The 19,095-nt window shown below is 43.9% G+C and carries 22 protein-coding genes; 12 read left to right on the top strand and 10 right to left on the bottom strand.

Features of this window, described 5'->3' with window-relative positions; genetic code table 11:
* Positions 1 to 74: 74 nt before the first annotated feature.
* Positions 75 to 653, bottom strand: coding sequence for a hypothetical protein (locus DKT75_RS20535; RefSeq protein WP_109826516.1), 579 nt, complete (start codon positions 651 to 653; stop codon positions 75 to 77).
* A 203-nt stretch (positions 654 to 856) separates the two neighbouring features.
* On the opposite strand from DKT75_RS20535, the gene DKT75_RS20530 reads away from it, so the two are divergent.
* From DKT75_RS20530 to DKT75_RS20505, 5 genes are all read left to right on the top strand, one after another.
* Entirely contained in the window at positions 857 to 1,426 is a 570-nt protein-coding gene (locus DKT75_RS20530) for a chalcone isomerase family protein (RefSeq protein WP_109826514.1), read from the top strand.
* Between the two features lie 607 nt (positions 1,427 to 2,033).
* Positions 2,034 to 2,273 carry a DUF2798 domain-containing protein gene (locus DKT75_RS20520; protein WP_109826510.1) on the top strand — a complete coding sequence of 80 codons (240 nt, stop codon included), beginning with the start codon at positions 2,034 to 2,036 and terminating at the stop codon, positions 2,271 to 2,273.
* Between the two features lie 14 nt (positions 2,274 to 2,287).
* Positions 2,288 to 2,677, top strand: coding sequence for a hypothetical protein (locus DKT75_RS20515; protein ID WP_109826508.1), 390 nt, complete (start codon positions 2,288 to 2,290; stop codon positions 2,675 to 2,677).
* Positions 2,678 to 2,928: 251 nt separating this feature from the next.
* Positions 2,929 to 3,519, top strand: coding sequence for a YehS family protein (locus tag DKT75_RS20510; protein WP_109826506.1), 591 nt, complete (start codon positions 2,929 to 2,931; stop codon positions 3,517 to 3,519).
* Between the two features lie 191 nt (positions 3,520 to 3,710).
* Positions 3,711 to 5,288 (top strand): inorganic phosphate transporter, encoded by a 1,578-nt coding sequence (locus DKT75_RS20505; RefSeq protein WP_109826504.1) that lies wholly within the window; start codon positions 3,711 to 3,713, stop codon positions 5,286 to 5,288.
* A gap of 80 nt (positions 5,289 to 5,368) precedes the next feature.
* Here DKT75_RS20505 and DKT75_RS20500 read toward each other — a convergent pair whose 3' ends face one another.
* Together DKT75_RS20500 and DKT75_RS20495 are read right to left on the bottom strand one after the other, a co-directional pair.
* On the bottom strand, positions 5,369 to 6,034 hold the full coding sequence (locus tag DKT75_RS20500; protein ID WP_109826502.1) for a hypothetical protein: 666 nt from the start codon (positions 6,032 to 6,034) through the stop codon (positions 5,369 to 5,371).
* 66 nt (positions 6,035 to 6,100) lie between these two features.
* Positions 6,101 to 6,751: an HAD family hydrolase gene (locus tag DKT75_RS20495; RefSeq protein ID WP_109826500.1), complete on the bottom strand. Its 651-nt coding sequence runs from the start codon at positions 6,749 to 6,751 to the stop codon at positions 6,101 to 6,103.
* A 130-nt stretch (positions 6,752 to 6,881) separates the two neighbouring features.
* Between DKT75_RS20495 and DKT75_RS20490 the strand changes: the two genes are divergently transcribed.
* A complete protein-coding gene (locus tag DKT75_RS20490; protein WP_109826498.1) occupies positions 6,882 to 7,385 on the top strand; it encodes a chalcone isomerase family protein in 504 nt (167 codons plus the stop codon).
* 52 nt (positions 7,386 to 7,437) lie between these two features.
* On the opposite strand, the gene DKT75_RS20485 is transcribed toward DKT75_RS20490, so the two are convergent.
* From DKT75_RS20485 to DKT75_RS20470, 4 genes are read right to left on the bottom strand one after another with little or no spacing between them, the layout of a single operon-like run.
* Entirely contained in the window at positions 7,438 to 7,785 is a 348-nt protein-coding gene (locus DKT75_RS20485) for a hypothetical protein (RefSeq protein ID WP_109826496.1), read from the bottom strand.
* Positions 7,782 to 8,669 (bottom strand): NAD(P)-dependent oxidoreductase, encoded by an 888-nt coding sequence (locus tag DKT75_RS20480; protein ID WP_109826494.1) that lies wholly within the window; start codon positions 8,667 to 8,669, stop codon positions 7,782 to 7,784. The genes DKT75_RS20485 and DKT75_RS20480 overlap by 4 nt, the downstream gene beginning before the upstream one ends.
* Positions 8,659 to 9,216 (bottom strand): gluconokinase, encoded by a 558-nt coding sequence (locus tag DKT75_RS20475; RefSeq protein ID WP_211665511.1) that lies wholly within the window; start codon positions 9,214 to 9,216, stop codon positions 8,659 to 8,661. Before DKT75_RS20475 ends, DKT75_RS20480 begins: the two co-directional genes overlap by 11 nt.
* Positions 9,170 to 9,943 (bottom strand): SDR family oxidoreductase, encoded by a 774-nt coding sequence (locus DKT75_RS20470; RefSeq protein ID WP_211665510.1) that lies wholly within the window; start codon positions 9,941 to 9,943, stop codon positions 9,170 to 9,172. The genes DKT75_RS20475 and DKT75_RS20470 overlap by 47 nt, the downstream gene beginning before the upstream one ends.
* Before the next feature lie 93 nt (positions 9,944 to 10,036).
* Between DKT75_RS20470 and DKT75_RS20465 the strand changes: the two genes are divergently transcribed.
* Both DKT75_RS20465 and DKT75_RS20460 read left to right on the top strand, forming a co-directional pair.
* A complete protein-coding gene (locus DKT75_RS20465) occupies positions 10,037 to 10,984 on the top strand; it encodes a 2-hydroxyacid dehydrogenase (RefSeq protein WP_109826488.1) in 948 nt (315 codons plus the stop codon).
* Positions 10,985 to 10,993: 9 nt separating this feature from the next.
* Complete coding sequence (locus tag DKT75_RS20460; protein ID WP_109826486.1) at positions 10,994 to 12,031, top strand: L-idonate 5-dehydrogenase; 1,038 nt, start codon at positions 10,994 to 10,996, stop codon at positions 12,029 to 12,031.
* 31 nt (positions 12,032 to 12,062) lie between these two features.
* Here DKT75_RS20460 and DKT75_RS20455 read toward each other — a convergent pair whose 3' ends face one another.
* A complete protein-coding gene (locus DKT75_RS20455; RefSeq protein WP_109826484.1) occupies positions 12,063 to 12,938 on the bottom strand; it encodes an NAD(P)-dependent oxidoreductase in 876 nt (291 codons plus the stop codon).
* Positions 12,935 to 13,357 carry a GlcG/HbpS family heme-binding protein gene (locus tag DKT75_RS20450; protein ID WP_109826482.1) on the bottom strand — a complete coding sequence of 141 codons (423 nt, stop codon included), beginning with the start codon at positions 13,355 to 13,357 and terminating at the stop codon, positions 12,935 to 12,937. The genes DKT75_RS20455 and DKT75_RS20450 overlap by 4 nt, the downstream gene beginning before the upstream one ends.
* Before the next feature lie 88 nt (positions 13,358 to 13,445).
* Here DKT75_RS20450 and DKT75_RS20445 point away from each other — a divergent pair, with 88 nt between their 5' ends.
* Complete coding sequence (locus DKT75_RS20445) at positions 13,446 to 14,348, top strand: SMP-30/gluconolactonase/LRE family protein (RefSeq protein WP_109826480.1); 903 nt, start codon at positions 13,446 to 13,448, stop codon at positions 14,346 to 14,348.
* Positions 14,349 to 14,365: 17 nt separating this feature from the next.
* Here the strand turns inward: DKT75_RS20445 and DKT75_RS20440 are convergent, their stop codons facing one another.
* On the bottom strand, positions 14,366 to 15,400 hold the full coding sequence (locus DKT75_RS20440; protein ID WP_211665508.1) for a LacI family DNA-binding transcriptional regulator: 1,035 nt from the start codon (positions 15,398 to 15,400) through the stop codon (positions 14,366 to 14,368).
* 224 nt (positions 15,401 to 15,624) lie between these two features.
* On the opposite strand from DKT75_RS20440, the gene DKT75_RS20435 reads away from it, so the two are divergent.
* The 3 genes from DKT75_RS20435 (at position 15,625) to DKT75_RS20425 (ending at position 19,094) form a co-directional block, all read left to right on the top strand.
* Positions 15,625 to 16,716: an ABC transporter ATP-binding protein gene (locus tag DKT75_RS20435; protein ID WP_109826478.1), complete on the top strand. Its 1,092-nt coding sequence runs from the start codon at positions 15,625 to 15,627 to the stop codon at positions 16,714 to 16,716.
* Between the two features lie 40 nt (positions 16,717 to 16,756).
* The gene (locus tag DKT75_RS20430) at positions 16,757 to 18,085 is read left to right on the top strand and encodes an extracellular solute-binding protein (protein WP_109826476.1); all 1,329 of its coding nucleotides are present in this window, start codon (positions 16,757 to 16,759) and stop codon (positions 18,083 to 18,085) included.
* Between the two features lie 94 nt (positions 18,086 to 18,179).
* A complete protein-coding gene (locus DKT75_RS20425; RefSeq protein WP_170310691.1) occupies positions 18,180 to 19,094 on the top strand; it encodes a carbohydrate ABC transporter permease in 915 nt (304 codons plus the stop codon).
* The last annotated feature ends 1 nt before the right edge of the window (position 19,095 follow it).

Raw genomic sequence — 19,095 nt, 5'->3', positions numbered from 1 at the left:
ACGTTATTCAAAGAAACCTTGGACATTTGACCCCTATTCAAAGTATGAAGCAGTGGCAATTAGACAAACCTGATTTATTCAAAAAGAAAGTTTACAACCACGCGGTTCTCGACACGTAACTGCTTTTTTGTGTAGCTTGATTGTTCAGTAGCTAATGACTGCTTACCGTCTGCTATGTCATCAATATATTTAAAAGCAGCGTATTGTTTCTTTGTCATCATTTCTTCTGGAGGAAGTTCTTTATAGAGCTTTTGTAACCACTTGCTCGACCTGCGGGTACTCTTCCAAAAAGCTTTGCTTGGGTAATGCGTTATTAGGTGCGCTTTGGTTTCATCATGTAGCGCCAACACTGGTATTGCGCAGTAGCCGTAAAAAGCTTCGTCTATGAACGCGAGTGCTTCTAGTACAGATGACGACGACAGCCACCTAAAAGTGTGTTTCTCATCTTTTGTGGCGGCATAAATACGATAGAAAATAGTACCTCTAGCGCCTTCGATATGTGTTTTTGAGTCTTTAAATAAAACCGTGAACTGGCCTGACGAGTGAGTCACCTCAATGCCTTTTTTGGTGACGCTAAACACCGTTTCTTTAGCACCGAATAGACGGCCTAAAAATGTGGGGTGGATAGTAAAATCTCTTGGTTTAGCGGGCATAATTAAGTTCTATAATTTTGGTTATTAGTTGATGTGCGGAGTATACATAAACAGTGTCAATTGTTGTTATACATTGGCTTTGGATGCTTGCCCTTTTCTAAAATTTAATGTGTTGAGGTGTCAACAGTGAGGTAATCTAAAACCCAATTTTTTATCTAGTCTTTTAGATAAGTACATCATCTAGTAACAAAAAAAGGGGATTTATGAAATCAGTTTACTCAATATTGTTGGGAGTCATGCTTACGTTGTGCACCTTGCAAGCTCCAGCCGCCACTCACTTAGCGGGTGTAGCAGTGCCCGACACTTTGAAGTATGGCAACAAAACCATGGTGCATAATGGTTCAGGTATTCGTAAGAAGTTTTTTGTACAGCTGTATGTTGGTAGTCTTTATTTGTCGAAAAAGAGTAACGATGCCGCTGAGATTTTAGCATCGGAAGATGCAAAGGCGATTCGCTTGGTGCTGATTTCTAATAAGATCACCATACCAAAAATGAAGCAGGCGATGCTAAAGGGTTTACACAGAGCAACCAAGGGCAACTTGGCACCGATTCAGACTGAAGTTGACCAAATACTTGCGGTGTTTGAAAAGGGCGTTGCAGTAAATGATGTTTTTGACATTATTAATGTAGAAGGTGATGGCTTACATGTTCTCAAAAACAGCGAGAAAATTTTAGCTATTCATTCGCCGGTATTTAAAAATGCGTTGTTCAAAATGTGGCTGACTAATGCGGCAGTTGATTTAAGGTTGAGAGCTGGCCTTTTGGGTATGTAGTGTGTTGAAGCACTTAGTGTTGAAAGGCTAAAAGTGGTTTCTACATGTTGGAGCTGCTTCATGTTGAATTTTAAAAAATCAATTTGGATCAGTTTCAATCTCAAAGAAGGTTAAACTGTTTAAGGCTTCTTGCCTATTGTTGCCGCAACTCTCAAAGCTAGGCTTAAAATCGGTGCATACTTTTGGGTATAGCTCGGTTTCCCAGACGCTACAGGTAAATGTGGTCGGGTCGAGATTTATGCACAGTTCTCCAGCTTCCTTGCCGTTTGGCATGCCTGGAAGAGGCGAAGAAATTGATGGAGCAATACAGCAGGCGCCGCAGTTGGGTCGGCATATCATTGGCTGCAACAGTGGCGGATTTTCAGCCAAGTAGCTACTAACGATAATAGTTTGGACGCTTAACTAATGTGATTCTATTAGTACATGCGTCTAAATTATTAAAACCACAACCGCTCAAAAGACCCGTTAAAATTTGTTGTAACAGCAGTTTTCACTCAGCACGTTTGAGGTGCATAATAGACGTTTATTGAAGTGATTAAACAGTCAGCGTCAACACTCCAGTTCTAATAATTAAGTAGCCGCGAGAGGCTAACTTTAGGTAACAATAATGGTTTCACGTAAGCATCAAAAGCTAGTATTTTCCTTTTTTATGGCACTATTAATGTCATGCATTATGTCCTTCGTTATCAGCGTGTTTAACGTAGGCTTGGTCGAGAATATTATTTTTATTTGGCTTAAGTCGTGGGTCTTCGCATTCGCAGTTGCCTTCCCAACCGTATATGTCGTCGCGCCATTTGTGCATAAGCTTGTGGCTTATGTGTTGCATGACGAGGAAGAGAAAGCCTAACTCACGAGGTATTTATGAAAAAATTATTACTACTGACGCTGCTGACATCATGCGCTTACGCAGCAAAAATCGATGTTGAGACATTTAAAACGTCTTTGGATTATGCTCAAGTCACTAAGGTTGAAGCGACTCAAAGTGCTAACGGTAACTGGTGTTTTAATACTACTGTGCGCCACAACGACGAAGGCTGGGAACATTACGCAGACGGTTGGGAGGTACTCGATATGAATGGTAATCAGCTAGGCTATCGCATGCTGGCTCATCCACATGAAAATGAGCAACCCTTTACCCGTAGTTTGTGTGGCGTTGTGATACCTGAGGCGATGACTCAAGTGATGGTTAGAGCGAAGTGTGAAGATCATGGTTATGGGGGCAAGGCGATAGTTGTTATGCTAAAGCAATAGCCTCATAAATTCCTACTACGCTATCTTTTAAAGCTGTTAGTGATTTGATTCACTCGCAGCTTTTTATATTCAAGACGACTTCCAGAGCAACTGGAACGCTTTATTGTGTGGCTTGCCTTATAAATCTATAAAAATAAGTGGATTATGTCTAACTATTAGTCATTAAAATTGATGCGTAAATTAAAAGATCGTCCTTAGGAAAATATTATGATTAATGTTAACCTACGCGCTTATTAAACCTAGGCTTACCCATGGACAATAACGACGTATTACGACGACTGCGCTACTCTTTTGAGCTAGATGACTCAACGATGATCAAGCTTTTTAAGCATTGTGATGTGACTGTAACGCGTGCAGAAATTAGTGCGTGGTTAAAGAAAGATGAAGATCCAGAAGTTGTACAAATTAATGACGCTCAAATGGCGACATTTTTAAACGGTTTTATTGTAGAAAAACGCGGTAAGAAAAACGGTCAAACGCCTCCGCCAGAAACTAAAATGAATAACAATATTGTTCTGGCGAAATTAAAAATTGCACTTGCTTTGCAGTCTGAAGAAATTATCGCGCTAATCACCATGGCTGGTTTAACCATCAGTAAGCATGAGTTGAGTGCCTTTTTCAGAAAAAACTCTCACAAGCATTACCGCAGCTGTAAAGACCAAATTTTACGTCATTTTCTAAAAGGTGTTCAGATGAAGTACCACGACGGTATTGAACCTGTGATTCCAGAGCCAGCACCAAAAAAGCCAGCACCGGCAACAACGGTTGCAAAAAAACAAACGGCTAAAAAAGGTAATCCTTTTCAGTGGCGTCAGACACCGCCAAATGATTCGGGCGAATAAAGACATTACAACAAACATTTAAATCAGGCCTAACACTGATGAAATTGATGGATTATTAAGAATAGTTTTGTATATCAGACGGAACCACTTGTACTTCATTGATATTGTTGGATAAAAAGATTTTTTCACGCCTAATTTTTTTGGGCGGCTCTTTACCAACCTGCGCACCAACAAACGAGGCGGAATCCTACATGACTATGGAATCATCCGAGGCCCGAAAAGGGTTTTTAAAGCTATCCCGAGGGGACGTCATACGTCTCGCTATCTCGATTTCATTTATCATAGGCATCATGCTTTATGTGAAATCGCAAGTGTTCGGTATCCCAAACAGTATGACGCTAATATTCGCCTCTATGGTAGGTGGATACATGGCGGTGAACATTGGTGCAAATGATGTTGCCAATAATGTAGGTCCAGCGGTTGGCTCTAAAGCAATCAGTCTAACGGGCGCCATTGTTATTGCCGGTATCTTCGAAGCTGCGGGTGCGCTTATCGCGGGTGGTAGTGTTGTTAGTACCATCAAAAAGGGGATTATTGACCCTAACATGATTGGTAACCCTGACGTTTTCGTTTGGTTAATGTTAGCAGCGCTTTTAGCGGCAGCAATCTGGCTAAATGCTGCGACTATGTTGGGTGCGCCTGTATCAACGACGCACTCGATTGTTGGTGGGGTGCTGGGTGCTGGTATCGCCGCAGGTGGTTTCGGAATTGCTAACTGGGGGACAATGGGTGGAATCGCTGCAAGTTGGATTATCTCACCCGTACTCGGTGGTTTGATCGCAGCAGGCTTCCTCTACTTCATAGAGCGGCAAGTCATACATCAAAAAGACAAACTAGCGGCAGCGCAAAAAATAATACCCATTTTAGTGGGTATTATGGCTTGGGCATTTAGTGTTTATTTGATCCTAAAAGGTCTTAAGAAACTATGGAAAGCAGACTTCTTAACTGCCTCAATCGTTGGTTTATTGATAGCGGTTGCCGTTGTGTTTATTGCTCGGCCATTGGTTAAGAAAATCTCAGCGCGTATCGGTAATGACCGTGAAGGCGTGAACGAAATGTTCATTATCCCATTGATCTTTTCTGCTGCGCTATTGAGTTTTGCTCACGGTGCAAATGATGTTGCCAACGCGATTGGGCCATTAGCGGCAATCAACGATGCGATTGTTTCAGGATCAGTCAATAGTAAAGCGGGCATCCCGATATGGGTGATGATCATTGGAGCGATTGGAATTGCGGTTGGTTTAGCGCTATACGGCCCTAAACTGATCAAAACAGTGGGCTCAGAGATCACAGAGCTAGATAAAACACGTGCATACTGTATCGCTATGGCAGCTTCTATCACGGTAATCATCGCAACGCAGCTTGGACTTCCAGTTAGTTCGACACACATTGCCGTCGGTGGTGTATTTGGTGTTGGTTTCTTACGTGAGTATTTCGAAGGAAACATGGCGCGTATGTCTGCTGAGATCAAAGAGCATCATGCAGATGATACTGATCCGTCATTGGTAGAAGCATCTTTACTAGAGTTTGAGAGCACGCCTTTGAAAGATAAGGGTGCATTTTTAAGCGATCTTAAAGCGCAGAAAAAAGCAGTGATTGGACTAGGCAAAAGTGATCGTAAACAGATGAAAGCAGTTTACCGTGAAGAACTAGTTAAGCGCTCTATGGTTTATAAGATTGCAGCGGCTTGGGTGATTACAGTACCTGCATCTGGCTTGTTAGCGGCGATTTTGTACTACATGATTCGTGGAATTATGATGCCTTATTGATAGGCAATGATAGGTCTTGATTGAACTCGGCTGGCTACGATGATGTTGTAGCCAGCCATTTTTTTACTTGTTATAAAGCTTTACTTCGCTACTGGCATCTCGCCCACATTAATATCATTCGATATCTGCTTCACTACTTGGTCCATTGCTGACTCAATAGCTTGCTTTAACTTAGCAGGGTTCTTTTTCAAGTATTCTGTAACGTTTAATTTCTCTGCACCTACTGTCCCAATATCGATCTTAGACACCGCTGAGAAGTTGCGTTTGTATATCTTTACTTGTGGGCTGGTTTTCAAAGCAGTGTTTGTTTTCACCGTTACCGACTGGTGATCTGGGTGAAGCATGTAGTTTGCTTTTATATTTAGGGAGTTCTCAGCACTTTCAATCGCTGTCGTACTTGAGTTAACGGTCACGTTGTTTGCGATGCTGTTACCGCCAATGCCTTTCAACTTGTTAGCAAAAGCCGTACGAGGGTTGTATGAGCCCAGTCCAGTAATGATGGGTGCCATAGTACTTCTACGCTGCGCATTGACTGCTGCATCGATACCGGCACCGATTAGACCACCAATAGTGCTTGAACCCTTACTGCTAGGTACATTTATTAGTGAGTCTTGTGACGTGAGGTCAATGACTGATATTTTCTTTGCACCCAGCGCTTTTCTGTCTAGTGTTGCTGGGTTAGACGTACACCCAACAACCGTTGTTACCAATACTGCCGCGATGATTGCCTTTAATCTGTTGTTCATTTGTTACCCCATTATTAATTAAACTAATGGTTGAGTAGAGACGAACGGTAGTTAGGTTAAAAATAATTAGAATTTATATGAGATTACTTCTTCCAAACTTCCTAATACTAGGTGACCCAGTGCGAGTAACTCTTCAGTTGGTGCAATCAAGTCAGGTATTTGCACGACGGTCATATTGGCAGCCACTCCCGCTTTAACACCGTTTGCCGAGTCTTCAAAAGCAATGCAGTCAGTCGCAGCAACATTTAGCAAAGACGCTGCTCTGAGGTAAATCTCGGGCCGTGGTTTGCTGTGTTCAACCTGATCCCCGCCCACAATAATGTCGAAGTAGTCGATAAGTTCAATGGCGCTAAGCTTTGTTTTAGCCATCTCTGTTTTGGTCGATGTAGCAACGGCTATAGGGATACCTAAAGAGCGTAAGTGTTCTAATAACAACTGCGCACCGTGCTTTACCGGGATGGGTTGTGTCGTCAGTCGGTGTTTGTAAGTGGCATGCCAGTGCTCATGGAACAAATCTATATCTGTGCCTTCAGGTAATCCTTTGCGAATGATTTCTTTAGATAGCGTTGCGTTTGTGCCAATGCAGCTGATAACAACATCGTGATGATTACCTAATTTAAAGTGATCACAGGTCTCATTAAATAATTTAACAGCGATCTTTTCACTGTCGATGAGAAGTCCATCCATATCAAAAATGGCTGCTTTAAACTGCTTCATTACGAGTCCTTTGGGTGTATTGATGGCTGAAACTATAACTGACTTTTAGCAAAATATATTCACGTTTGATCGACATTGGAAAGAACAATATTAAGTAAAGGTCAAAAACGAAGAATAAAAGGATAACTCAATGAAATACGTACTTACATTAACTAGTTTGTTATTTCTACTAGTCAGTTTCAATGCTTCAGCCACTACTAATCATTTAAAAACGGTTGGGAAAGCTGAGATGCGTTGGTTGTTGTTTCCACTGTATCAGGTGGAGTTAAAAACAGCAGATGGGCGTTACCAACAAAATCAATACCCGCAAACACTAGATATCTTGTACCGTCGAAATATTGATAAGCAAGACTTGCTGACAGCAACAGATAATCAGTGGCAAAGGCTCGGTATTGGCATGGCACAACGTCAGCAGTGGATTACGCAGCTAGGCTCTATTTGGCCATCAATTAAACGAGGGGATAAACTAGGCTTTAATATTGCTGCAGATGGGAGTAATAATTTTAGTTACAACGGCAAGAATATAGGCGGGGTGAATGATGCTAAGTTTGGTGAGTCATTTTTAGCGATTTGGCTGTCGCCAAAGACTTCTCAACCCGGTGTTCGTCAGTTATTGATTGGCTTAACCAACTAGTATAAAAGTCGCTCTTCATCATGTAATCATAAAGAGCGACTGACAATTAGTCTTACAAGTGCAACATGCCACCTGGATATTCACTCATTTTAGTTACATGGTGATGAATCTTACCCGTGAAATAACGCTCAACGATCTTACCCGTTGCTTCCTTTGAAGCATAACGAGCATTGCACTCTAATGCTTTTTCCATTGTTTCGCGATCAGGGTAAGTGATGCCCAAAATTAATGGGTACTCTGGTGCTCCTTCATCGCGCTCTTCGCTAAACATAACACGTACTTCAGTGTTGCCTGTAAACTGTGTCCAAAGTGGCACTAAGTTATCGTTGACTGCTTGGCGAAATGCTTCGGTATCACCTTCGTGTATCGAACCTTCAAATATTGCATAGCGAGTGATCATGATAAATCTCCTTTGGATGGACCTTCGTAAAATTTCATTAGTGCAGCGTTGTCTAAACCGCCTAGTCCTGCGGTCATAAATACGCGATGTATTTCAGCGCAGACTGCGGTTAACGGCATCGATGTTTGAGTAGCACGCGCAAGGTCTTGAACACCGTTCAGGTCCTTAACCATGTTATCGATTCTCCCGGTTGGGCTGTAGTCGTTTGCGGCCATCTTAGCCATGTACTCTTGCAAAATAGCGCTATCTGCTCGTCCACCCGCTAAGGCTTCGGGAATTTTTGATGCATCGACACCAGCATCCTGTGCCAGTCTAGTAGCCTCTGCAATCGCAACAAAGTTGAGTGCGCACAACACTTGATTGATCAGTTTTGTTGTTTGACCAGCGCCAGATGGCCCCATCAATGTGTAGTTACTGCATAGGTGATTCATCACTGCTTTTGAGTCTTCAAAGTCAGTTTCATCACCACCAACCATTACTGCTAATGTGCCAAGTACTGCCTTTGGCGCACCGCCAGAAAGAGGGCAGTCCAACCAGCGTAAACCTGCTTCTTTAGCTTTAGCGGCAAAGGATTGTGTTGACACCGGGTCGATGGATGACATATCAATAATCATGGTGCCGTTTTTTGCTGTACTGCTGACACCGTTCTCGCCAAAGACTACATGCTCTACCACTTTGCTAGCGTTTAAGCTGAGAATAACGAAGTCAGCATCCGCTGCAGCGTCAGCAGCACTAGTCGCTGCGGTTGCACCTAAGGCTGTGAGTACTGCCACTTTTTCTTCACTTGGATCAGAAACAGCTAAGCTATTGCCTGTCTCTAGTAGGCGGGTCCCAATGGCCCCGCCCATAACGCCGGCACCTATCAGTGCGACTTTATTTGTCATTATTTAACTCCTCAATTTGTTGCTTGATCCGCGAGATTATTACCTCCGGCGAGCCATTGATGTCTACTGAGATTGCGTATTCGTCGGCATCTGGTGTTTCTAGTGTTGCAAGCTGACTTTCGAGCAGTGTGGTCGGCATAAAGTGATCTTTACGACCCGACATACGCTCCATTAACAATGCTTTGTCACCATCTAAATATACAAATAAGATGGGTTCTTTTGCTGACTCTGTTAAGCGTGTTCTGTAAACACGTTTCAGTGCAGAACACGCGCCAACACAAACCGTCGTTTGCTCAGCCATGGTTTCACCAAAGGTTTTTAACCAAGGCCAGCGGTCGTCATCGGTTAAGGCGTCGCCTCTGCTCATCTTGTCGATATTATTCTGCGGATGGTAATCATCAGCATCCAAGAAAATAGCGTTTAATGCTGTCGCTAAGTGTTCCGCAATCGTTGATTTACCAGAACCAGATACACCCATTACAATCAGTAGCTTAGGGGTGTTAGATGCAGGCTGTGATACCTCCATCGACGTAGATTGTTTGTCCATTTACAAAACTCGAAGCGCTTGATGATAAAAATACACATGCGCCAACCAGTTCTTCTAATTGGCCCCAGCGTCCAGTCGGGGTGCGCTTGCATAACCAGTCACTGAACTCGGGATCGTTGACCAAGGCTGCGTTTAATGGGGTATCAAAGTAGCCTGGAGCAAGAGCATTAATTTGTAATCCGTGTTTGGCCCAGTCTGTTGTCATGCCTTTTGTTAAGTTAGCCACTGCGCCTTTAGATGCAGTGTAAGGGGCTATGCCCGGTCGCGCTAGTGCTGTTTGTACTGAGGCAATGTTGACGATTTTTCCTTCACCGCGAGGGATCATATGTTTAGCAACGGCTTGGCCGACGTTAAACACTGAGTTGACGTTAGTTTGCATAAGTCGCTCAAAGTCAGCTGCGCCAAACTCTTCTAAAGGACCGCGATGTTGCATGCCTGCATTGTTGATTAATATATCGATTGAACCTGTAGAAGCCTCAAATGCATTGACCGCTTCAGCGGCAGCAGTATGGTCGGTAACATCAAAAGGCATTTGATGGGTTTCGATACCTAAAGCACTTAACTCATTGGCAGCTTGTTGCAGTTTTTCAGCGTTGCGACCATTTAAGATAACCTCTGCACCCGCTTCGGAAAGTCCTTTCGCAAGCATGAAGCCAATACCTTGGCTTGATCCTGTTATTAGTGCACGTTTGCCTGATAAGTCAAAAATATTCGTTTTAGTGTTCAAAAAGAACTCCTGTAAATTTTTAGGATTAAGCGCTTGCATTTATCAATGATATCGATAACACTGAAAATGTCAACTACGATTAAAGGATAGAATGTGAATAAGCCAGAAATTCTTCAAGTGGGAGCTTACCCAGAATGGGATGAGGTTGTGCTAAACGACCTTTTCAACATGCATCGATATTTTGAGATTGAGGATAAGTCTGCTTATCTAAAGCAGCATGGTGCTAAGATAAAAGGAATAGCCACGCGTGGGGAGCTTGGGGCAGATCGAGCACTTATCGAGTCACTACCATCACTAGAAGTTATTTCAGTGTATGGCGTTGGTTATGATGCGGTTGATTTAGCGGCAGCTAAAGAGCGAAACATTCGCGTTACCAATACCCCTGATGTGCTGACAAATGATGTCGCTGATTTTGGGTTAGCAATGATGTTATCGTTATCTCGTCAAGTGATCGGAGGCTCTGAATGGGTTCGCTCGGGTAACTGGAAAAATACAGGAAACTTTCCTTTAACGTCACGTATTCATGGTAAGCGTGTGGGTGTTTTGGGCTTGGGTCGTATCGGTTTTGAGGTCGCAAAAAGACTGACTGGCTTTGATATGGAGATTAGCTATTCCGATGTCAGTGCTAAAGACTACGCGCCAGACTGGAACTTTATTCAAGACCCTGTGGCATTAGCAGAGTCATGTGACTTCTTATTTGTAACTTTAGCGGCGAGTGCAGAGACACGCCATATAGTAAATAAGGAAGTGATTGAAGCCCTTGGTAAAACAGGCATGGTGATTAACGTCAGTCGTGCAGCTAACATTGATGAAGAAGCGTTGTTAGATGCATTGGAAAGTGGTGCATTAGGTTCAGCTGCTTTGGATGTCTTTGAAGGCGAGCCTGCACTTAACCCTAGATTTTTAGCGCTGGATAATGTGTTGTTACAGCCTCATCAAGCTTCTGGGACCTATGAAACACGAAAGGCGATGGGTGGCTTGGTTCGAGAGAATTTGGTAGCACACTTCGCTGGAAAAGACCTACTAACACCCGTTTTGTGAGAAAATAGTATGCGTGCACTAGTAATTCATGACGCAAAAGATCTTCGGATCGAAGAGCGTGCAGTCCCAGCTCCAATCGCTGGCCAAGTAAAAATTCGAGTAGCAAGTGGTGGTATCTGTGGTTCTGATTTGCATTATTATAATAATGCGGGTTTTGGTACGGTACGACTTAAAGAGCCAATGGTGCCGGGTCACGAGTTCTCAGGGTTTGTTGAAGAGCTAGGTGAGGGCGTAACAGGCTTGGAAAAAGGCCAGTTAGTAGTCATTTGTCCATCGCGCCCTTGTGGTGACTGTGAGTATTGTGACGAAGGGCTACGAAACCACTGTTTGAATATGCGCTTTTATGGCTCGGCGATGCCGTTCCCTCATATCCAAGGCGCCTTTCAAGAAGAGTTGATTGTCGATGCTAAGCAATGTGTTGATGCTACCGGTTTAACCCCAGGTGAAGCAGCGATGGCGGAACCTTTTTCGGTCTGCTTACACGCTGCTCGACGTGCGGGTGAATTGCTCGGTAAGCGTGTACTAGTAACAGGTTGTGGTCCGATTGGTGCCTTAGCGGTTGTTGCTGCGCGTGCAGCAGGTGCTTCTGAGATTGTAGTGACGGACTTGGTCGATAACGCTTTGGACTATGCCAAAAAAGCAGGTGCAGATAAGGTTGTCAATATGGCTAGTGATCCCGACGGTTTGTCCTCCTATACCGAAGGGAAAGGCTATTTTGATGTCTTATTTGAGTGTACAGGGTCTCATCATGCCCTAGCAGGTGCTATCCCCACTTTACGTCCTCGCAGTGTCATTATGCAGTTGGGCTTAAGTGGTGATATGCCTGTGCCTATGATGGCGATTACTGCAAAAGAACTAGAGATTCGAGGCTCCTTCCGTTTTCATGAAGAGTTTGAAATTGCAGTATCGTTAATGAAGTCGGGTTTGGTCGATGTGAAGCCGTTAATTTCTCATTCGTTGCCAATAGACCAAGCGATTGAGGCATTTACTATTGCTAACGATCGTGAACAAGCCATGAAAACACAAATCAGTTTTGCCACCGCCTAAGCGATGACATAACAGATCATGCTTCAACAGATCACTTGGCTTGCTGAGTGGTCTGTGAATGCAGCCAAAGGTAGTAGGCCGAATGGTCTAGCTCACCACCATCATGTTCTTCAACCAAGTTTTTAAAGCTTGCCTGCACACTACTTGCCAGTGGTAGCGACAGCTTGTTCTTCGCCGACAAGGCCATTGCATTATTCAAGTCTTTTAATTGTGACTGGCAACGCCCACCAGGCTCATAATCTCTCTCTACCATACGCTTACCATGCAGCTCCAGTATACGACTATCCGCAAACCCACCTTGAAGTGCCTGTTGTAATACGGCTATATCGCAGCCCGCACTGTCCGCTAGTTTAAACGCCTCCGACACTGCGCCAATAGTGATAGCTACAATCAACTGGTTCGCTAACTTGGCCGTTTGCCCAGCGCCAATAGGGCCAAGTAAGTTAGGCCTACCCATTGCTTCTAAAACAGGTCGTGCCGCTTCCAAGTCTTCTTTGTTACCACCGACTAGTATCGTCAATGTTGCTTCTTCTGCGCCTTTAACACCACCAGAAACAGGTGCATCTAAGTAGCGTTTGTTTTTTCTTAGCGCCAGCTCAGCAAGGTATTTATCACATTCGGGTTCCACAGAGCCCATATTGATAATGGTGGCGTCATCAGGTGCGCTATCGATAACCTTTTGTTTATCTAAAACATTGCGGGTGATTTCTCCATCAGCCAACATACTGATAACGATTTCAGCGGTTTTGACCGCCTCGTTAGGCGATTCATGAACCGTTGCTACATCTGATAGTGCTTGCGCTTTTTCAGGGCTTCTGTTCCATACATGGACATCATGCCCCGCAGTGCTGAGCCGTCTAGTCATTGGCGTGCCCATAAGGCCTGTGCCTAACAGCGCCACAATCATAAAGAAGTCTCGGCGTTTATAGCTAGTAGCGCTGCTCTTGCTACTGCGATATCTTGATCACCTGTGCCTGAGCCGATACCGATACCTCCTAATAAGCTACCTTTAAACCAGATAGGTAAACCACCGGGTAAGCCTGTAATACAACCTTCAGTAGCTGCGGCAATAGCAGGGCGTACTTGTTCTGGTATTTCATTGCTAGCTTTGCCAACTGAGGCGCTAGTCAGTGCTTTAGCAAGCGCACTCTTACGGCTCAAAAACTTTGCACCACTCATGCGAATTTCACCTAATAGCTCTCCACTAGTATCAACAATAACAATGCATTGTGGTTGTTCTTGAGATTCTGCTTCTTTAATCGCAGCAGTTAGCATAAGCATTACCGCTTGGTGGGTTAGTTGTGGTTTATTTTCAAAAAGTCTCATGATAATTCGTCCTTAAATGTGGGTTGCAAAAGCTTAATAAATGCTATACGTTATCGATAACATTATCAATCCAATACTGTAGGTAAGCATGTCATTTATTGAAGCCATTCATCCCAAGTTTTCAACCTATGTTTTAGGAAACGCGCCAGTAAAGCAGATCGCAACTGGCTTTGACTGGGTTGAAGGGCCTGTTTGGTTTGGTGATGCAGGGTGTTTGCTGTTCTCCGATATTCCGAATAATCGAATCATGCGTTGGACACCTAATGTCGGTGTAAGCGTATTTCGGGAGCCATCTAATTATGCCAATGGTCATACACGCGATAGAGAAGGGCGTTTAGTGTCTTGTGAGCACGGAACGAGACGGGTAACACGCACAGAGTTAGACGGTTCTATTACTGTTATTGCCGATAGTTTTGATGGTAAACGTCTGAATTCACCTAACGATGTTGTCGTTAAGTCAGATGGTACGATTTGGTTTTCTGACCCGCACTACGGCATCATGACTAACTACGAAGGTTTTGTCGCCGAGCAAGAACTGCCTTGTCAGGTTTACCGAGTTGACCCATCCACAGGGAAAATCGACTTAATGTTATCTGACTTTGCGGGACCTAACGGTTTGGTGTTTAATCATGATGAAACACGTCTTTATGTCGCAGATACAGGAAAGATGTTTGATGAAGCTGCCGAGCGTCATATTCGTGTGTTTGATGTAACTGATGACGGTAGCTTGTCAGGCGGAGAGGTCTTTCACGTGATTAATCCCGGATGTGCGGATGGCTTTCGGATAGATAGCGATGACAACTTGTGGTCATCTGCTGCGGATGGCGTGCATTGTATTAGCCCAGAAGGCGAGCTGCTGGGGAAGGTGTTAGTGCCAGAGCTAGTGTCCAATATCTGCTTCGGCGGACGTGCTAAACACCAGCTCTTTATTACTGCATCAACGTCTGTTTATACCATCACTTTAAATCGTCAGGGCATACAGCGACCCTAATACTTTATACGTGCGCGCTACTTGGGTGAGGTACTTTCTCGCTCGAGCAATTGCGTTGCGATTTTAATACGTTGCGGTGCTCTTTCTTCTGTTTCGTCATTATCATCAGCAAGTTGGCTAAGTATCACTTTGGCAGTCTCGGTCCCAATTTGATAGTCGCCGGCCTCTAAGGTAGTGATTTGAGGTATTGCATTTGCTGATATGTCATAACCACCAAAACCTGCAATAGCAATATCCTCGGGCACTTTTAGTCCTCTGCGTTGGCAACTCATCATCGCCCCGAATGCCGATAAATCCGATGCGCACATTACTGCTTGAGTGTCTGGATGTTTGTCTATTAAATAATCCATGGCTGCTGCACCTTGAGCCATATTTCTAACAGGCTCTTCAGATATTCTTAAGCGCTCAGTACTTAGGCCTCTTTCTTCTAGGACTTCCGCGAAACCTTCGCATCGATCAGATCCACGGGCATCTTGTTTGGTGTTACCACCAATAAAGCCAATATTTTTATAGCCTTTATCGACAAGGTAGTTGGCCATGGCTCGACCCGCTTTTACATTAGAAAAACCAACTGAGTGTTCGATAGGTGAGCTTGGTAAGTCCCAAATTTCAATCACTGGTACGCCGCTGGCTGCTAAGTAACGTCGACAACGCTCAGTGTGAACACCACCTGTAACAACAATGGCTTCAGGTCGACGCCGTAAAAATGCCTCAACCAATCGCTCTTCTTCTTTGATGTTGTAATCGGTGAAGCCCAATAATACCTGTAGGCCAGAGTCCTGTAAGCCTTCATTTAGTCCACGGATGGTATTAGCGAAGTTGGCGTTATTAATGGATGGGATGGTGACCGCCACGAATCCTGTTTTACGAGATGACAAGCCAGCTGCAGTGCTGTCGAGTACATAACCTAGTTGGTCTGCTGCTTCACGAATTTTCTTACGTGTGCTTTCTGAGGCCGACGCATTAGGGCGCAAAGCGCGAGATACCGTCATCGGCGAGACGCCTGCAAGCTTGGCGACATCAGACATTGTAGGTGGTTTGCTTCGTGGCATATTTTTCCTTGGTGTGGCTTTCAATCTTCAATGTGTTAGCGATAACGGGGTTATTGCGTGATCACTGTTCATGCGCCGTTATATTGTCATTGTTATGTTAACAATTTAATGAACGACAATTTACGCATCTGCTTATGACTTGTCAAAAAAATCATAAACAAGTTGCATCAGTCAATCCTATGTATTATGTTATCGATAACATTAAATCTCTCGGAGGAGACAACGTGCCAGAAATACGCTTTGATGGTGTCAGTAAAAGTTATGGGGAAATAGAGGTATTACCCGCTTTTGACATGAAGTTAAACGATGGTGAATTTACTGTGCTAGTAGGCCCATCTGGTTGCGGTAAATCAACAACCCTAAGAATGTTGGCGGGCTTAGAAGATTTATCCAGCGGACAAATTTTATTTGACGAGAAAAAGATAAGTCACCTAGAACCTAAAGACCGAGATATCGCCATGGTATTTCAGGATTACGCACTTTACCCACATATGAATATTGCGCAAAATATGTCCTTTGCGTTGAAGTTACAGAAAGTACCGAAGCCAGAAATTAAGAAGAAAGTTGAAAACGTCGCTGAGATTTTAGGTATTCATAATCTATTGACGCGTAAGCCCGGTGAATTGTCTGGTGGACAGCGTCAACGTGTGGCGATGGGACGTGCGATGGTAAGAGACTCATCAACTTTTTTGTTTGATGAACCACTGTCTAACCTTGATGCCAAGCTTCGCGCAAAGATGCGAACAGAGCTCGCTGAGATGCGAAACACCTTAAACAAAAATATGGTTTACGTGACACACGATCAGGTTGAGGCAATGACGCTCGGTGATCGTATTGTAGTAATGGCCAATGGTTTGATCCAGCAGCAGGGGTCACCTGAAGAGCTATTCAAATCACCCGCTAATAAGTTTGTTGCTGGTTTCATTGGAAGTCCATCAATGAACTTCCTTGACGCTTTTATTGTTGAAGAGTCAGGCGACCTTATCGCCAAAGGAGAAGGCTTTTCATTAAAGCTGAACCCTGATATGGCGAGTATTATTAATACGTTGTCGAGCAAGGACGTCACGCTCGGCATTCGACCTTCCTGTTTTGAGCTGTCCCAAGGTAATGGTGATGGTGTTGATGAAATTAAGTTAACGACTGTTGTTTCAGAATATTTAGGTGCGCAGTCGGTCCTTGTTACACGCTGTTGTAAACAAGATGTATTGGTCGAAGTTCAGAGTGCATCACCTATTCCAGGTGGTCAGGAAATGACGTTTAGCGTTAAACCTGAAGACATTATGATGTTTGACAAAAAGTCCGGGGTAAGACTTTAAACCCTAAGATATTTATTTGTTTGATTTTGGAGGAAACGATATGATAAATGCTATTAAAATCGCTGCAACATCCGTTGCTGCACTATCACTGACTGCAAGTGTGGCACTTGCAAATCCGTATGCACCTTATAAGGGTGATACGTTGGTGGTAAATTTCCCTGCACATCCGCATTATAACGCGGTGATGAAGGTCCTTCCTGAGTTCACGAAAGAAACAGGAATTAAGGTAGAAGTTGACCAACTACAATACCTGAAAATGCGTGAAAAGCAGACCTTGGAGTTAACGAAATCAAAAGGTGATTATGACCTTCTGGCTTACGTGGTCTTTTCTAAAGCGGATTATGTATATGCCGATCAGCTAGAAAATTTAGCGCGTTATTTTATGAACCCAAAACTGTCTGATCCTAGCTATGATGCTAGCGATATCATCGATGGTTATATAGGTAATATCGGTGTTGCTGGCGGAGAGAAAGGTTATTTACCGGGCCCAACAGGTTCTCTGTATGGTATGCCTTTTGGTTCGGAAACATCGATCTTAGGTTATCGCAAAGATATCTTTGAAAAGCACAACTTAAAAGTCCCTGAAAACTACGATGAGCTGTTGGATCTTGCATGCAAGATTCCTCAGCTAGAGCCGGGTATGGGTGGATTATCGTCTCGTGCAGCATCTGGTCACCATGCAAGTCATGCGTTCTTATTACACCTTGCGCCACTAGGCGGTCGTATCTTTGACGATGAGTGGAATCCCATCGTTAATAACGAAGCAGGTGTTAAAGCGGCTCAAGCGCTAAAGAAGATTGTTGATTGCGGGCCTGAAGGTGCGCGTACTTTCGGTTTTGCCGAAGCAGGTGCAGCATTCTTACAAGGCCGTACTGCAATGTTCCTAGACTCCACAGTATTTGCGGGTCAGGTAAACGATGCTAGTAAGTCAAAAGTCGTTGGTAAAGTAGGTTGGGCAGCACATCCTGCGGGCACACGTCGTGGTTCTCAGACAGGTGGCTTTGGTATTGCTATTCCTAAAAATGCACAAAACAAAGAAGCAGCATTCTTATTGCTTCAGTGGCTTACTTCAAAAAAGGCTGATCGTTTAATTGCATTAGCGGGTGGTAACCCATCTCGTTATTCGACGCATAATGATGCTGAAGTTAATGAAAAATACCCACACATGAAAGTGTTTGGTGAGGCATTAAAATATGCTGATCCTGACTGGCGTCCAATCATTCCAGTATGGGGCAAGATCAATGCTGATCTAGGAACAGCCTTGTCAAAAGTATTGACAGAAGACCTAGATATCAAAGAAGCACTTGACGGTGTGGCAGAGCGTACCAAGAAGATTATGGATCAGGCGGGTTACAACACCTGGAAGTAATTTAGCACCTGTTTAGGGGCAGAGCCTCAGTGTTCTGCCCCTAACTTATCAATAAGTAATGTGTCTTAATCAGTTAATCAGGATAGTTTTTAGTATGTTGCGAATCAATCCGAACCGCATGACCCCTTATATGTTCTTGGCACCCGCTGCGATCATCATGGCGTTTGCGTTACTGTACCCCATTGGATATATGGTGTACGCCAGTTTCTTAGACTGGAACCCAAGCCAACGCATCGGTGAAGCTGACTGGGTTGGTCTGCGAAACTATGCGAATTTGTTACAAGATGAAAGCTTTCGCGAGTCGTTTTTCGTCACCATTAAGTTTGCATTTGCTGTTGTAACATTGGAAATGATAATCGGTGTAGGTCTGGCGCTGCTGCTGGATAGAAATATCCGAGGCATGTCGATGCTGCGTACCATCTTCATCTTACCAATGATGATAGCGCCTATTGTTGTAGGTCTAATGTGGCGATACATGTATCACCCAACCGTGGGTATATTTAACCAAACATTGAAAAGTTGGGGTTTTGAGCCGATACCATGGCTTTCAGACTCAAATTGGTCACTAATATCAATCATCATTGCTGACATTTGGCAGTGGACACCCTTTATCTTTATTTTAGCCTTAGCCGCATTACAGTCATTACCACGTTCAGCGCTTGAAGCTGCTCGTATTGACGGTGCTACAGGTTGGCAGCAGATTTTCTACATCAAGATACCGCTAATGATGCCTGTGTTGATTGTGACAGCGCTGCTTCGTTTGATCGACGCGTTTAAAGTACTAGAAGTTATCTTGGTCATGACTAATGGTGGCCCAGGACTTTCAACAGAGATTATGTCATTACGTATCGCAAGAACAGCCTCTGAGTTTAGAGAGCTAGGCGTCGCCGCTGCGATGTCCAACCTGCTGTTATTGTTATTATTTGTTTTAACCGTTGGTATGTTTATCTACAACAAAATACAAGAAAACCGCGCGGCGCGCATTCGCAAAGTAGCAGAGGAGGCTTAAA

The organism is Leucothrix arctica (genome assembly GCF_003172895.1).
Classification (GTDB): Bacteria; Pseudomonadota; Gammaproteobacteria; order Thiotrichales; family Thiotrichaceae; genus Leucothrix; species Leucothrix arctica.
This window is presented reverse-complemented; position numbering and strand designations above follow the sequence as displayed.